The sequence below is a fragment of the Nocardia sp. NPDC020380 genome (genome assembly GCF_044386975.1).
In the GTDB taxonomy this organism is placed as follows: domain Bacteria; phylum Actinomycetota; class Actinomycetes; order Mycobacteriales; family Mycobacteriaceae; genus Nocardia.
Map to the genome: position 1 here is coordinate 331,603 of NZ_JBIRVQ010000010.1, position 14,017 is coordinate 345,619.

Genomic DNA, 14,017 nt, shown 5'->3' on the forward strand with positions numbered 1-14,017 from the left:
GCGTTCACAGTTCGAGCAGCGGGTCGATGCCCACGGTCAGGCCCGGGCGCAGCGGGGTCTTGCGGACACCGAGCAGCACACCGGGAACGAACGAGGTGCGGTCCATGGAATCGTGGCGAATGGTGAGCGTCTCGCCCTGGGTGCCGAACAGCACCTCCTGATGCGCGACCAGACCGGCCAGGCGCACCGAGTGCACGCGCACACCGTCCACATCCGCGCCGCGCGCGCCCTCCAGCTCCTGGCTGGTGGCGTCGGGGCTGCGGCCGACCCCGGCCTTCTCCCGCGCCGCGGCAATGATGCCCGCGGTGCGGAAGGCGGTGCCGGAGGGGGCGTCGGCCTTGTTCGGGTGATGCAGTTCGATGACCTCGACCGAATCGAACCAGCGGGCGGCCTGCTCGGCGAAACGCATGGACAGCACCGCGCCGATGGCGAAGTTGGGGGCGATGAGCACACCGACCTCGGGCTTCGCGGCCAGCCAGCCGCGCACCTGATCGAGGCGGTCCGCGTCGAAGCCGGTGGTGCCGACCACGGCGTGAATGCCGTTCTCCACCAGCCACTTCAGGTTCGGCATCACCACATCGGGGTGCGTGAAGTCGACGACCACTTCGGTGCCCGCGGCGGTGAACGCTTCGAGTGCGTCATCCTTGTCGACCTGGGCGACCAACTCCAGATCCGGCGCGGCCTCGACGCCGGCACAGATCGCCTGCCCGACCTTGCCGCGCGCACCGAGCACACCGACACGAATCCGGTTCGTGGTCACCTGGTCACCCTCTTACTCTCGACGACGCCTATACGACAGCCCAACTCTCGGAACTCGCGGCTCCCCCACTCGGCGCCGGGACAAGCCCCTGAAACCCCGTGGGTCGGGTTGTATGCCGTCGAGCCTATCGGGTGGCCGAATCGACCCGCGAAACCCCCTCTGACCTCAGTCGAAAACGATCACCTGACGCAGGGCGTGACCCGCGGCCAGCTCGTCCATGCCCTTGTTGATGTCCTCCAAGCGGATTCGGGAGGAGATCAGGCGCTCCACCGGGAGGGTGCCCTCGCGCCACATTCGGACGTACTCCGGAATGTCACGGGCGGGGACGGCCGAGCCGAGGTAGCTGCCGACGATGGAACGGCCCTGGGCGACCAGGCCGAGCGGGGAGATGCTGGCGCGGGCGTCGGGAGCGGGCAGGCCGACCGTCACGGTGGTGCCACCCGGCGCGGTCGCCGCGACGGCGGTCTCGAAGGCACGGACATTGCCCGCCGCCTCGATCACGACCTCGGCCTGAATGTTCTGCTCGGCGATCTCGGCGGGGGTATAGGAGGAGGTGGCGCCCAGTTCCATGGCGCTCTTGAGCTTCTCCGCGACGGTGTCGACGGCGATGATCTCGCGGCCGGTGCCCGCGCGCAGGGCGGCGGCGACCAGCACCGCGGCCATCCCGACACCGCCGAGTCCCACCACCATGATCCGGTCCGCCGGGGCCGGCTTCGCCGAATTCAGCAGCGCCCCACCGCCGGTCAGCACCGCGCAGCCGAGCACGGCCGCCACCTCGGCGGGCACGTCGTCGTCGACCGGCACCACCGAGCGGCGGTCCACCACCGCATGCGTGGCGAAGGCCGAGACGCCCAGGTGGTGATGCACTTCCGCGCCGTCGCGCAGCAGTCGCCGCCCGCCGCTGAGCAGTTCACCGGCATTGTTGGCCATGCTGCCGGGCAGGCAGGGGGTGCGGCCGTCGGTGGCGCAGCCCGCGCATTCGCCGCACCGTGGCAGGAAGGTCATGACCACCCGCTGGCCGATCTGCAGATCGTTCTCCCCCGGTCCGACGGCTTCGATGCGGCCCGCGGCCTCGTGGCCGAGCAGCATGGGGACCGGGCGCACCCGATTGCCGTCCACCACGGACAGATCCGAATGGCAGAGTCCGGCCGCCTCGATGCGGACCAGCAGTTCACCGGGGGCGGGATCGCCCAGGTCCAGTTCGCTGACGGTGATCGGTTCGGACTTGGCGAACGGGGCGTCGGCTCCGATTCGTTCCAGGACAGCACCACGAATCCTCATGGGCCCGACGCTACTCCATCGTAAGTACGGCATCGGTTCGGTTCGGAACCTTCCCAGACAGTCCGTTCTCTGCTTCGATGGACAGCGGATAGGAGCACGCATGAGCACACCTCTCGCCACGGGCAACCGGGCCCTCAATCACGTGGTGACACAGTTCTTCGGCAATGTCGCCCGTGCCTACGACACCGCCGCCCTGCAACACGTCGTCTATCGCCCGCCGCAGGATCAGGTCATCGCCGAACTGCGCGCGGCCGGTTCCCGCCGCATCGCCGATATCGGCTGCGGCACCGGCATTCTCACCTCGCGCATCCAGCGCGAACTGCACCCCGACATCGTGTACGGCATCGACGCCTCCACCGGCATGCTGGCGCAGGCCCGCACCCGCTCCGCGCAGGTGGAGTGGCGGCATGCGGCGGCCGAGCATCTGCCGCTGGGCGACGGCGAGATCGATGCGGTGGTGTCCACCAGCGCCTTCCACTTCTTCGACCATCCGGCGGCGCTGCGCGAATTCCAGCGCGTGCTGGTGCCCGGCGGCCTGGCGGCCATCGCCACCATGCATCCGTCGGCGCCCACGGCCCGGCCGATCCAGCGGCTCACCCGCAATCCGATCTGGCCGGCGCACGCGCCGTCGCCGCGGGAGACCCGGAAGCTGCTGCAGGACGCCGGTTTCGAAGTGGTCGATCAGCGCAAGATCAGCCGGCCCCTGCCGTCCTGGCTGATCCCGGATGTGATCACGGTGGGACGCCGCAAGTAGCGAACCGTGCACCGGTGCGAGGTGTACTTCGCACCGGTGCGAGGTGGTCAGCGGCCCGGCGTGTCCGCGCCGCGGAAGCAGACCGTCAACCGCATTTTGTCCCAGACGACCCACACCGCACCGCGGCCGTCCCGGGGGCAGCCATTGCCGTCGGTGGTGTTCTCCAATACAGCGGTTGCCTGGACCACGTGATCACCCCGGGTGCCGCAGTCGACCTTGCTGGGTTCGTCCAGGTGGGTGGTGTCGTAGCAGACGCCGGTCCGCCAATCGAAGGCCAGGCACAGGTGGTAGGCGAGCTTGCCGGCGCGGTCGTGATGGCTGGTCTCCAGCCGGTAGAGCGGATCGGTGCAGGGGCCCGGGTCTGTTTGCACCACACGGTAATTCGCGTCGAGAGTGGTGCAGTCGGCGGGAGCGGGAGCACCCGGCTGCCAGGTCGGTGCGCCGGACTTGTCGGTGGAGGGTTCCATGGGGACCTCCACGCAATCACCGACCTTGAGCTGGGCGATCGGATCGGGCATGGGAGGCACGTCGGACGTCGGGAAGGTGGCGGGTATCCCCGCCTGCACGAGGTCGGGCGGTGCGGGAATCGCAGTGCCCGCGAGGGTGTCCGCAGTGACGGGCACATAGCCCGACACCAGGGCGGATACCAGCACCACCCATCCGAAGACCGCCAGTACCGTGGTCGCCCTGAGCATTCCGCCGACGACCAAGGGCGCACCGCCGCGCGCGGCCCGAGCGGTGCGTCGCTGCTGCACGATCGCCGAACCACCCAGCATGGCGGCCGGAATCAGCAGTGCCATCGCGATCCCGACCGCCACCCACACCCCGTGCGTCCCCACCACAAACCCTTACCTCGACGAAGCTTGCAAGCTATCGCACCGCACGACGGGCAGGCAATCCGACAATCACGCCACCCAGCAGGGCGAGAACCATCAGCGCCACACCGAACAGGGTTGTGCCGGTGGGCAGTCCGACCGCATCGCTGAGATAGCCGGCGGTGACGGGCAGCACGCCGGCGAGCAGGTAACCGCCGACATTGAGCGCCGCATTGGCCTCGGCCAGGCGAGCGGCGGGGATATGCGCGTTCAGCAGCGACAAGCCACCCAGCTGCCCCAGCCCCTGCCCCGCGCCCGCCAGCAGGGCCGAGGCGAGCAGCAGCGCAATCGACTCCAGCTGCACCGCACCGACCAGCGCGATCATGCTGAGCATCGTGCCCGCCGCGGACATGAGCATGATCGTGCGCCGGTCCACCGAACGCACCGCGAACTGCACCGCGGTGGCGGTGAGGAACATGCCGAATGCCATGGCGCCCGCGATGATTCGGCTACTGGAGCCGAGCAGGCCGGACAGCAGGGCCGGGCCCAGTGACAGTACGAAGGAGGTCGCGGTGATACCGGGCGCGAACACGGCGATCCCGAGAATCGGGTGCCGGCCGTAACCCTTCGGAACGCCCGGGATCCGCACCCATGAACCACTGCCCCGGGTTGCCGGTCGGGTGATCGGCATGCGCAGCACCGTGACGATCGCCGTCACCAGCAGCAGCGCCTCCACCACGAACACCGTCACCGTCGGCCCCGGCAGGGTTTCCGAACTTAGCAGCAGTACGAGAAAAGTCGTACAAGAGGTTTTCGACCGGAGGAAACAGGCATGTCAGCGACCGCGACGCACCGGTTCAAGGCGCACCCCGAACCCGGGAATCTCCCGAATGCCCTGCCGGAACCAGAGATTCACGACCTCCGCCTGGAAGCCGTGCTCGGCGTCCTCGGCGATCCGCTGCGCTTGTTCATCGTCCAGCGGCTGCTGCTCGACCGGGAGGCCTTCGACCACACCTGCGGCTGGTTCGGCATCGACCGCCCGAAGTCCTCACTCACCCACCACTTCAAGGCGCTGCGCGAGGCCGGGTTGATCCGGCAGCGGCAATACGGCCTGGAACGCCGCAGCCACGTCCGCGTCGAGGATCTCGAGGAACGCTTCCCCGGCCTACTGAACCTCATCGCCTACTGGCCGGCGCACGGCGTCCCGCTCGTCGAGAAGTGAATATTCCTTGACAGGCATATAACCTTTAAGGAATATTGAGCGCATGCCCGATGCCGCATTCTGGGCCGCACTGGCCGATCCGCAACGCCGCGCGATCCTCGCGCTGCTGCTGGCCGGCCCGCGACCCGTGACCGAGATCGCCGAGGCATGCGGGCTGAGTCAACCCGGCACTTCCAAGCATCTGCGGGTCCTGCGCGAGGCGGGCCTGGTGGTGGTCCGCGTGGACGCGCAACGCCGCGTCTACGCCCTCGACCCGGCCCCGATGGCAGCCCTCGACGCCTGGCTCGCGCCCTACCGGCAGCTGTGGAGCGAACGCCTGGACGCGCTGGGCCGCCGCCTCGACGCCACCGCGACGCCACGCGCAGACCCGGCCGAACCCCGAAAGGACCGATCGTCATGACCGTCACCCCGACCGGTACCTACCTCATCCTCGACGACGGCCGCCCCGCCGTCCGCCTCACCCGCGAATACGATCACCCGATCGACCACGTCTGGCACCTCGTCACCGACGCCGACGAACTCGCGCACTGGTTTCCGTCCCGCGCGGAGATCGAACTGCGCCCCGGCGGCAGCATCCGCTTCAGCGGCGACCCGAGCCTGGAGGACACGAAAGGTCAGGTGCTGTCGGTGAATCCGCCGCACCACCTCGCCTTCAGCTGGAGCACCGACGAACTCCGTTTCGACCTGGAATCATTGGGAGACAATCGAACCCGGTTCACGCTCACCAATGTCCTGTCCGCTCCCGATACCGCCGCCCGGAACGGCGCGGGCTGGGACGTCTGCCTCGGCGCCCTGGACGCGTACGCCGCGGGCCGGGATTTCGGCGGTCCGCACGCCGGTCACACGCCCGCCTGGGACGAGCTCTACGCCGCCTACATCGCGGCGGGCACACCCTCGGGCGCGATAATTCCCGGCAAGTGAATTCTTGCCCGACACGCGATCGCCACACCGGGCACGGTGACATTCTTGGAATCGCCGGGAATCCCGGCGATTCCACACCTTGACGATTGGATTGTTCACAGTGCTTACAACAGAATTCGTAACCGGATCTCCGAATTGGCTCGACCTCGGCAGCAATGACACGCAGGCGTCGGCCGCCTTCTACACGGCGGTGTTCGGATGGAGTTTCATGGCGGGTCCGCCGGAAGCCGGCGGATACGGGTTCCTGCAGAAGGACGGCAAGACCGTCGCCGGCCTCGGACCGGTGATGAACCCCGAGGCGAGCCCCGCGTGGAAGGTGTACTTCTCGACCCCCGACGCGGACGCCACCGCCAAGGCGGTCGAGCAGGGCGGGGGCACCATCGCGAGCCAGCCCATGGACGTCATGACCGCCGGTCGGATGGCCGATCTCGCCGATCCGCAGGGCGCCGAGTTCGCGATCTGGCAGCCGGGCGATATCAAGGGCGTCGACCTCGCCAATGAGCCGGATGCGCTGGTGTGGGTGGAACTGCACGTCGCCGACACCGCCGCGGCGGCGACCTTCTACGGCACGCTCTTCAACTGGCGCACGGCCACCGACGATATGCCGGGGATGCCGTACACCATCCTGTCCACCGGCGAGGGCGAGCAGGAGGCGTCCTCGTTCGGTGGTATCGCGCCGTTCATGGAGGAGAGCGAAACTCCGCGCTGGCTGGTGTATTTCGGCGCCGAGGACGTCGACGGCCGGGTCGCGGCCGCCACCGAGGCGGGCGGCTCGGTGCTGGTGCCGCCCATGGATATTCCGGGCGTCGGCCGGTTCGCCATTCTCGCCGATCCGGCGGGCGCGCAGTTCGCCCTGCTCAAGGGGACGCCGACGGCCTGATCCGCGGCCGCCGGTCCGATCGGTAACCGTGCCGGAAACCTGCGGGTTCCCGGCACGGCGGATCACACGGTGAGTTCCGGATACTCGGCCGGGACAGGTCGCCGATGGTCCCCTGTGCGGACGCGCTCGCCGGTCACGGCAGTCCGTCGATGCGCACGTTGTAGGTGATGTTGTTGCCCTGCAACGAGACCACCGTGATCGTCGCGGGGTACTGATTGCCGCGGTCGGTGATCGTGCACACGACGATCGCGCTGTTCTGCGCGGGCAGGTCACTCGGGCAGGTGATCCGATCCGCGTTGTGCCCCTCGTCGTTCCGGAAGTCCGAGCCGATCGCGTTGACCAGCTCGTTCCGCGTCACCACATGGCCCTGGTCGGACATGCTGGTCGTCGGCGCGGACGAGGCCGACGACGCGGGTACCGGGGTCTGAACGCCGGGCTTGCTGTTGCTGTTCGAGGCCCAGGCGAGGACAGCGCCGAGCACGATCAGCGCGATCGCTCCGGCGCCGAGGAGAATCCAGAGCCGGGTCCGATTCGGTGCCGGGACCGGGGTCGCCGCGGCGGGCGGCGGCCCGAAATCGAGTGGCGGGCCTTGCAGATCGACGGTGAGCGCCGACAACTCGCCGCGGGTCTTGGCCGACATTGCCGTGTGGGTTCGTTCGTCGTGTTCAGCGAAGTCGAGTTCACCGTCCGCATACGCGGAGTCCAGGCGTGCGCACACCGTCGAGCGATCGATATCGCTGGCGCGTTTATCCCTCTCGTCAGGATGGGTCACCGTTCGCTCCGATCTCACGCTGCAGTGCCGTTCTCACATACTGGAGCACTGCGCGTCCCAGCGCCTGCCGGTCGCTGGAAGTTGCGGGCGACCGGCCGCCATGCTGGTTCAGGCGGTGAGTTCCGGATTCTCGGCCGGGGTGGGCGGCCATGGTTCGGGGCTGATGTTCGCGGGTTTGGTGGAGGGTGTGGCATCCCAGTCGAAGTGGACGCCGACCCAGGCCTTCGGGCGTTCGAAGAGGATCTCGCGCGCATCGAACGACACCCGGCGGAAGGAGATCGCGCCGAAGAAATCCGCGCCGGTGAAGGACACACTGCGTCCCGCGAACACCGCATCGGCGAAGGACACCTTGCCGTGCAGTTCGGCGCGCAGGAAGGAGATCTCCTGGCTGCGCCGCCAGCGCGAGCCCGCACCCAGGTGCGCGCAGTCGAAGGAGCACGATTCGGCATAGAAGCGGACACTGTTGAAAAGCGCTCGCGCGCCGGTGAATTCGCTGCCGGTGAAGGTGACGCGGTCGCCGTCGAAGATGGCGCGCTCGAAGGTGACCAGGTCACCGGTGAAGGTGGCATTGGCGAAGCTGGTGCGATCACCCGCGAAGGTGGAGCGGGTGAAGTCGGTCTGCGCACCGTCGAACTCCGTGCCCTCGAAGGTCACCGTGCCGCCGAAGGTGGTGTCGACGAAGGTGGTGCCACTGCCGTCCCGATCCGGTTTGGCGACCTCGGTGGGCGCGAACACCGCGTGATCGAAGGTGGTGGTGTTGCGGAACATGGCGCCGCGGAAGGTGATCCGCTTCCCCAGGAACCGGGCCTTCTCGAAGCTGGTGCCGTGCGAGCCGATGAACATGGCGTCGGTGAAGCGGGTATTGCGCCCGGCGAAGATGGCGTAGCGGAAGTCGGCGTCCTCGAAGACCGCGTCGGTGAAGTCGAAATCGTAGGCGGACCAGGAGACTTCGGCGGAGTCGCGGAGGTGCTCGCCGATCACCCGGACGATGGTGTCGCGGACCTGGCGGTCGTTCTGGCGGAAGTTGTAGATGCGTTCGACCGCGGTGCCGGTGTCCTCGATGCGCTGGGATTTGGACACCAGGTGACTGTTGCCCTCATCGGGCATATAGGGCAAGCGCAGGTAGCCGCACAGCACGTCCACGCACTGCTGGCGGCGGCCGCGCGCCGAGAACTCGTCGGCCACGCCCGCCATGGCGTAGACACCGGCGATGCGCACCGCCACATCGGCGTCGCCGAGCTGGCGGGCGGCCGCGCCGAACACCTCGGAGAAGCGGCCGCGTTCCAGGTCCCGCTGCCGCCGGTAGGCAACCACCAGCGCCACCGCACCGCCCACGCCGGCGGTGACCGATAGCGCAATCTTGGTGAGATCCAGTTGATTCGGGGTTTCGGTCTTGGCGCCGAGCAGGTACCAGAGCAGCCACCAGGTGAGGGCCGCGAGGGCCAGCCCACCCACGACCGCCGCCAGTACCGACAACAACAGCGCCGACCGATGTATCGTCCGGTTCAGCGTGCCCCCGAACCTCCACCGTCGCATAGCAGAAGATTAGCGACAGCGGCCGCACGGCGCACCGGATGTGAGGATTCCGGTCCGCGCCACGCCTTTTCGAAGCCGACCGGCCGTTTCGATGCCACTCCGCAGTCTTTCCGGACGGAAGGATCGAGCCGGGCGTATCACTCCAGATACCCAGCGGCGCAACACTTTTGTCCGGAATATCGCCACAGCCCGAAATACGGCATCCGCCCGGCGGGAGAGCTCCCACCGGGCGGATGCCGACTTGCGATTCCTACACTGTCAGACCGAGGCCCCGCACTGTCAGGCCGCTTCGGCGTTGCGGCGCAACCCGATGCCCGCCGCACCGAGGCAAGCCACCGCCACCACGACGACGAACCACGGGAACACGGTGCTCAGGCTCCAGGTGGTGGCCGCCCAGCCCGCGATCACGGTCGGCACCGCCATGGCCGAGTAGGCCAGCAGGTAGTAGGCCGACATGGTCTCGCCCCGCTTGTGCTGCGGCACAACATTGGACAGGTGCCGCAGCGACCCGCCGAAGCCGAGACCGAAGGTCCCGCCGAGCGCGACGCCGGCGAGCAGCACCAGCACCCAGTTGTGGGTGTTCAGCGCGGGAATGGTCAGCAGCAGCGTCACCGCCATGCCGATATCGCCGATGATGGCCGCGCGCCGGGCGGTCACGCCGCCCGCGATGGCCTGCGCCAGCGCGCCAGCCGTCGCGGTCGAGGCCACCACCGCGCCGCCGAAGACCAGATTGTGGATGCCGGTCTTGGCCTGCGCCAGCGACGGGTACAGCGAGAGCAGCACGCCCAGCACCGACCAGGCCGCCATCACGCCCAGCGCCGAGAACCAGAAGTCGGCGCGAATCTCCTGCGGCACAGCGGGCTTGGCAATGGTGATGCGCCCGGTCTTGCGCGCGGTGTGCGGCTCCTCCAGCACCACCATGCCGACCGCGATCAGCAGGCAGAGCACGGTGATCACCAGGTACGGGGTGCGCAGCGGGTGGGGTGCGTACTGCGCGAGCACGGCCGAACCCAGGATGGCCACGGCCATACCGACATTGAAGGCCACGCCGGACAGCTGGCCGGTGCGGGCGCCGTCCTTGGGCCGCAGATCCAGCAGCGCCGCCGAGCCGGCCACCACGGTCGCGCCGACCGCGGCGCCGTGCAGCGCCCGCGCGATCAGCAGCATGGCGACATTGTCGGCCAGCAGGAAGACCACGAGCCCGACGATCATGAGCCCGAAGGCCCCCAGCAGCACCGGCTTCCGCCCGACCACATCGGAGATGCGGCCCGAGACCAGCACGGCCCCCAGCGCGGCCACCGCGTAGGTGGCGAAGACGAAGGTGGTGGTCAAGGCCGAGAAGTGCCAGCTCTGCTGGTACAGCCCGTACAGCGGCGCCGGGGCTCCCGACACGCCGAGGGCCACGCCGCTTGCGATCAGGATCAGCGCGTACGCCCAGGTCTGACGACTACCCTGCTCGGCCCGGGTCGCAGCTTGTGTTGTCGCTACCATCACAGACTCCATCAGGTAAGTTCGATTAACATCGAACCTGACAGTACACCTGGTTTGATGGCCGTCAAACTAGTTCCGGAAGTGAGGTAGGTCATGTCCGACGCCGGCGAGATTCCCCGAGTGGCCGCACTGCCCACCATCCTGGGCGCCCTGCAGGACCCCGTCCGATTGGAAATGGTCCGCCGACTCGGCAATGCCGGCGCCGCTCAGCGCTGTAGCAGCCTCTACGACACCATCGGCAAATCCACCGCCTCGCACCACTTCAAGATCCTGCGCGAGGCCGGAGTCACCGAAGGCTGGGTCGCCGAAGGCAATACCTGGCAGCGCCTGCGCACCGAGGCCATGGACGAGGCCTACCCCGGACTGCTCGCCGCCATCCTCGACGCCGCCAACCACCACCAGGCGTGAATTGCGCGGCACGCCCGGGCGCGGGTGCGCTACCGTCGCCGAATGCGTATTCGAGCCGTCCGGCCGGAAGAACTGACAATCCTGCAGGGGATCGAAGTAGCCACCGGAGAACCGTTCCGCACCATAGGAATGATCGAAATCGCCGATGATCCGCCGCCGGCCGTCGAAATGCTCGAAGAGTATCGACGGGCGGGACGGGCCTGGGTGGCCGCCGGCGAAGACGATATTCCGGTGGCGTATCTCATCAGCCGTCCCGTGGACGGCACCGAATACATCGCGCAGGTATCGGTGCATCCGCGCATGGCGCGCCGCGGCATCGGACGAGAACTCATCGAGCACACGGCCGGGCACGCACGAGCCGCCGGGCTTGCCGCGCTCACCCTGACTACATTTGTCGAAGTGCCGTGGAACGCAAGGTATTACGAAACGCTGGGATTCCGGCAGCTCGACGCCGCGGAACTGCCGCCGGAATTACGCAAGATCCGGGAGCAGGAAGCGGACGTGGGGCTGGATCGGTGGCCGCGCACCGCTATGTGGCGGGACCTGTAGACACGCGGCGGGATCTGTAAGAGCTTCAGACCCTGGCGCGCGCTTCGTCCAATTGCACACGGAGCGAATCGTTCTCGCGCCGCAGCGCCGCGATCTCCGCCTCCAGACTCCGGCGGTCGGCCGCGGCGTCGCGGCGCTCCAGGGCGATGGCCTCGTCGATGCGTTCCTTGGTGAACCGCGGGCGGATGTACTTCACGCAATTCCAGTTGTAGGCCTCCACATCGACCACGATGACGCGCTCGGCGATCTTCTGGATGGCCCCGTTGTACGCGGAGGCCACCCGGTCGACCAGGTCGGGATCGTCGGCGCGCTCCACCAGGCGGGCGGTGCCGTACACCTTCAGGCGCTGCCGCAGCGGATAGTCGATGAAGAACAACGCCACCCGGTTGTTCTCGGTGAGATTGCCGACCGTCACATACTGGCGATTGCCGGACAGGTCGGCGAAGGCGACGGTGTGCTTGTCCAGCACCTGCACGAAACCCTGTGGGCCGCCCCGATGCTGGATGTAGGGCCAGCCGTCCGGAGTGACCGTGCCGAGGAAGAACGAGTCCGAATTCCGGATGAAACCGCTCTCGTGCAGTTCGAGTTCCTGCGGGCCGTCCGGGCGTTCCTCCAGCTGAGCGCCGTAATCCGGGAAGCTGCCGGCCTGCCGCTGCTTCTCCACCGCGGCCGGTGAGAAGACGATCTGCGCATAGCGATTCGACACGGCGACTCCCTTCGAAACATCCCAGGAATCGAATCTACCAGTGGGTAGCGTTCACCCCGCCGGGGGTGGCGGCGCGGGAGTGGTCGGCTTGTTGTTCAGGTAGCGGTCGATCTTCCAGCCGATATCGGTCTTCTTCAGGATGAAGAACTCGCGATAACGGTCGGTCGACTCGGTATCGTCCGCCAGCGAGGTGGTCGCGACCTCGCTGCTGGTGCGCACGAAGGCCTGATCACCGTAGATGCGGACCTCGTCGTAATTGTGGGTTGCCTGGCCGAAACGGATCGCCTGGAACGTATCCGCGTAGGCCGTGCGTAGCGCCGCCGTGCCCTGCACGGTCTCGGCGCCGGCCAGCTCCAGCACGCCGTCCGGGGTGTAAGCGTCCACCGCGGCATTCAGATTGTTCTGGCCCAGCGAATCGAAGTACGCCTGCACCGCGTGCTTGACCGCCGACTCCTGCGGCGCGGTGGTGTCCGCGGCTTCCGAATGCCCGCCGCACCCGCTCAGCAGCGCCATCGCCGCTATCGCGCCCGCCAATCGCGCCACCAGCGCCATTCCACTCCTCAATCCGATGGATCCGAGTCCGCCCCCGCGGGAAGAGAATAGGGGGCAACCCGGCGGATGCGGAAAACGGCACGCAGATCGGGGCGGCGGGGGCGGTCAGGAGAGCGGGAGCGACTTCCACCAATTCACGACACCGGCCGGCGTCGCGGACTCACCGTGGATGTACAACAGCACCGCCTCCCGTCGCGGATCATCGAAGAACGACGTCGCGAAGATCATGGACGGTTTATCCGGCGGGCCGTCGAATCGGTAGTTGGAGTAGGGCTTTCCGCCACACGTCTCGGTGAACCCCGGGTCCTCGGCAGACGACGCGAACGGCCGCACCTGACTCGCCGCCCACCGGGCGCTGGCAGCGGAGCGGAAGGCCAGCAGCTGGAATTCCTGCACGTCGTGACCACGCGAGTACGTGCAGTACCAGGCCGCCACCCAACCCGAGAACGCCTCCCGCGGCTTGAAATCCGCAGTCTCATGGTCCGCCGACTGACAGGTCGAGCCCTGGAAGCCGGTGCCCGCTGAGCCGGTCTCGGGCACCAAACCCGGGAAAGCACTACTCATTTCGGTGATTTCGGGCATTACCGGCTTGGGCTTCGCCGACCGGCCCGACGGCGTCGTGAGAAACAGTGCCAGCGCCAGCGCCGCCGCCAGGCAGACGCCGATGAACACCGCGGCCCGGGCCCGGCCTTTCCACTGCACTCGCCGCCGTGGTTCAGGCTCGGGCACAAGCACTTTCACATGACGCCCGGTGTTCGGGCCGAGCAGGGAAATCGTAGCCACGCAGGAGCGGAAATGACGTGTCCGATTTCCGCCGGTATCCAGTACGCGCGGCGAGCAGATTGGAGTGCGGAACATCGAAACGGACGAAAGGATTCGCGATGAGCGTGTACACCACGATCGACAGCCCGCTCGGCGAGCTACTGCTGGTCGGGGAATCCCTCGGCAACACCACCACCCTCACCCGCGTCGCCATGCCCGGTCAGAAGGCCTTCGCGGTACAGCCGGACCGGATTCACGACGCCGCCGCATTCGACGGGATCGTCGCCCAGCTCCGCGCGTATTTCGCCGGTGAACTCACCCGCTTCGACATCGAATTCGCCAGCGCGGGCAGCGAATTCCAGCAGCAGGTGTGGCAGGCGCTGGACGAGATCCCCTATGGCGAGACCGTCACCTACGGGCGTATCGCGGCGGATATCGGCGCTCCCCGCGCGGCCGTGCGCGCGGTCGGCGCGGCCATCGGGGCCAATCCCCTGCTGATCATCCGCCCCTGCCACCGCGTACTCGGCGCAAACGGTTCCCTGACCGGTTATGCGGGCGGCATCGAGCGCAAGCAGCAACTGCTGGAGCTCGAACGTGCCGCGTGACGC

At 67.9% G+C, this 14,017-nt stretch carries 18 protein-coding genes; 8 read left to right on the forward strand and 10 right to left on the reverse strand.

Features of this window, described 5'->3' with window-relative positions:
- Positions 1 to 4: 4 nt before the first annotated feature.
- Both dapB and ACH438_RS28660 read right to left on the reverse strand, forming a co-directional pair.
- On the reverse strand, positions 5 to 745 hold the full coding sequence (dapB, locus tag ACH438_RS28655; protein ID WP_397010809.1) for a 4-hydroxy-tetrahydrodipicolinate reductase: 741 nt from the start codon (positions 743 to 745) through the stop codon (positions 5 to 7).
- A 180-nt stretch (positions 746 to 925) separates the two neighbouring features.
- Positions 926 to 2,041, reverse strand: coding sequence for an alcohol dehydrogenase catalytic domain-containing protein (locus ACH438_RS28660; protein WP_397010640.1), 1,116 nt, complete (start codon positions 2,039 to 2,041; stop codon positions 926 to 928).
- A 100-nt stretch (positions 2,042 to 2,141) separates the two neighbouring features.
- On the opposite strand from ACH438_RS28660, the gene ACH438_RS28665 reads away from it, so the two are divergent.
- On the forward strand, positions 2,142 to 2,795 hold the full coding sequence (locus ACH438_RS28665; protein WP_397010642.1) for a class I SAM-dependent methyltransferase: 654 nt from the start codon (positions 2,142 to 2,144) through the stop codon (positions 2,793 to 2,795).
- Between the two features lie 47 nt (positions 2,796 to 2,842).
- Here ACH438_RS28665 and ACH438_RS28670 read toward each other — a convergent pair whose 3' ends face one another.
- Both ACH438_RS28670 and ACH438_RS28675 read right to left on the reverse strand, forming a co-directional pair.
- Positions 2,843 to 3,634 carry a hypothetical protein gene (locus tag ACH438_RS28670; RefSeq protein WP_397010644.1) on the reverse strand — a complete coding sequence of 264 codons (792 nt, stop codon included), beginning with the start codon at positions 3,632 to 3,634 and terminating at the stop codon, positions 2,843 to 2,845.
- A gap of 31 nt (positions 3,635 to 3,665) precedes the next feature.
- A complete protein-coding gene (locus tag ACH438_RS28675) occupies positions 3,666 to 4,361 on the reverse strand; it encodes a hypothetical protein (RefSeq protein WP_397010646.1) in 696 nt (231 codons plus the stop codon).
- A gap of 81 nt (positions 4,362 to 4,442) precedes the next feature.
- Here ACH438_RS28675 and ACH438_RS28680 point away from each other — a divergent pair, with 81 nt between their 5' ends.
- The 4 genes from ACH438_RS28680 to ACH438_RS28695 all read left to right on the forward strand — a co-directional run bounded on the left by ACH438_RS28680 (position 4,443) and on the right by ACH438_RS28695 (position 6,633).
- On the forward strand, positions 4,443 to 4,832 hold the full coding sequence (locus ACH438_RS28680) for an ArsR/SmtB family transcription factor (protein WP_397010648.1): 390 nt from the start codon (positions 4,443 to 4,445) through the stop codon (positions 4,830 to 4,832).
- Positions 4,833 to 4,875: 43 nt separating this feature from the next.
- The gene (locus ACH438_RS28685; protein WP_397010651.1) at positions 4,876 to 5,232 is read left to right on the forward strand and encodes an ArsR/SmtB family transcription factor; all 357 of its coding nucleotides are present in this window, start codon (positions 4,876 to 4,878) and stop codon (positions 5,230 to 5,232) included.
- Entirely contained in the window at positions 5,229 to 5,753 is a 525-nt protein-coding gene (locus ACH438_RS28690; RefSeq protein ID WP_397010653.1) for an SRPBCC family protein, read from the forward strand. Before ACH438_RS28685 ends, ACH438_RS28690 begins: the two co-directional genes overlap by 4 nt.
- A 100-nt stretch (positions 5,754 to 5,853) precedes the next feature.
- Complete coding sequence (locus ACH438_RS28695; protein ID WP_397010655.1) at positions 5,854 to 6,633, forward strand: VOC family protein; 780 nt, start codon at positions 5,854 to 5,856, stop codon at positions 6,631 to 6,633.
- Positions 6,634 to 6,766: 133 nt separating this feature from the next.
- On the opposite strand, the gene ACH438_RS28700 is transcribed toward ACH438_RS28695, so the two are convergent.
- The 3 genes from ACH438_RS28700 to ACH438_RS28710 all read right to left on the reverse strand — a co-directional run bounded on the left by ACH438_RS28700 (position 6,767) and on the right by ACH438_RS28710 (position 10,432).
- Positions 6,767 to 7,405: a DUF1707 domain-containing protein gene (locus ACH438_RS28700; RefSeq protein WP_397010657.1), complete on the reverse strand. Its 639-nt coding sequence runs from the start codon at positions 7,403 to 7,405 to the stop codon at positions 6,767 to 6,769.
- 108 nt (positions 7,406 to 7,513) lie between these two features.
- Complete coding sequence (locus ACH438_RS28705) at positions 7,514 to 8,941, reverse strand: pentapeptide repeat-containing protein (protein ID WP_397010659.1); 1,428 nt, start codon at positions 8,939 to 8,941, stop codon at positions 7,514 to 7,516.
- Between the two features lie 279 nt (positions 8,942 to 9,220).
- On the reverse strand, positions 9,221 to 10,432 hold the full coding sequence (locus tag ACH438_RS28710) for an MFS transporter (RefSeq protein WP_397010661.1): 1,212 nt from the start codon (positions 10,430 to 10,432) through the stop codon (positions 9,221 to 9,223).
- Between the two features lie 93 nt (positions 10,433 to 10,525).
- Here ACH438_RS28710 and ACH438_RS28715 point away from each other — a divergent pair, with 93 nt between their 5' ends.
- Positions 10,526 to 10,840: an ArsR/SmtB family transcription factor gene (locus ACH438_RS28715; RefSeq protein ID WP_397010663.1), complete on the forward strand. Its 315-nt coding sequence runs from the start codon at positions 10,526 to 10,528 to the stop codon at positions 10,838 to 10,840.
- Between the two features lie 42 nt (positions 10,841 to 10,882).
- Positions 10,883 to 11,389 carry a GNAT family N-acetyltransferase gene (locus tag ACH438_RS28720; RefSeq protein WP_397010665.1) on the forward strand — a complete coding sequence of 169 codons (507 nt, stop codon included), beginning with the start codon at positions 10,883 to 10,885 and terminating at the stop codon, positions 11,387 to 11,389.
- Positions 11,390 to 11,414: 25 nt separating this feature from the next.
- On the opposite strand, the gene ACH438_RS28725 is transcribed toward ACH438_RS28720, so the two are convergent.
- The 3 genes from ACH438_RS28725 to ACH438_RS28735 all read right to left on the reverse strand — a co-directional run bounded on the left by ACH438_RS28725 (position 11,415) and on the right by ACH438_RS28735 (position 13,430).
- On the reverse strand, positions 11,415 to 12,095 hold the full coding sequence (locus tag ACH438_RS28725) for a pyridoxamine 5'-phosphate oxidase family protein (RefSeq protein WP_397010667.1): 681 nt from the start codon (positions 12,093 to 12,095) through the stop codon (positions 11,415 to 11,417).
- A 51-nt stretch (positions 12,096 to 12,146) separates the two neighbouring features.
- On the reverse strand, positions 12,147 to 12,647 hold the full coding sequence (locus ACH438_RS28730; protein ID WP_397010669.1) for a YybH family protein: 501 nt from the start codon (positions 12,645 to 12,647) through the stop codon (positions 12,147 to 12,149).
- 105 nt (positions 12,648 to 12,752) lie between these two features.
- Positions 12,753 to 13,430, reverse strand: coding sequence for a hypothetical protein (locus ACH438_RS28735; RefSeq protein WP_397010671.1), 678 nt, complete (start codon positions 13,428 to 13,430; stop codon positions 12,753 to 12,755).
- A 98-nt stretch (positions 13,431 to 13,528) separates the two neighbouring features.
- On the opposite strand from ACH438_RS28735, the gene ACH438_RS28740 reads away from it, so the two are divergent.
- Positions 13,529 to 14,014, forward strand: coding sequence for a methylated-DNA--[protein]-cysteine S-methyltransferase (locus ACH438_RS28740; RefSeq protein WP_397010673.1), 486 nt, complete (start codon positions 13,529 to 13,531; stop codon positions 14,012 to 14,014).
- Positions 14,015 to 14,017: the final 3 nt, after the last annotated feature.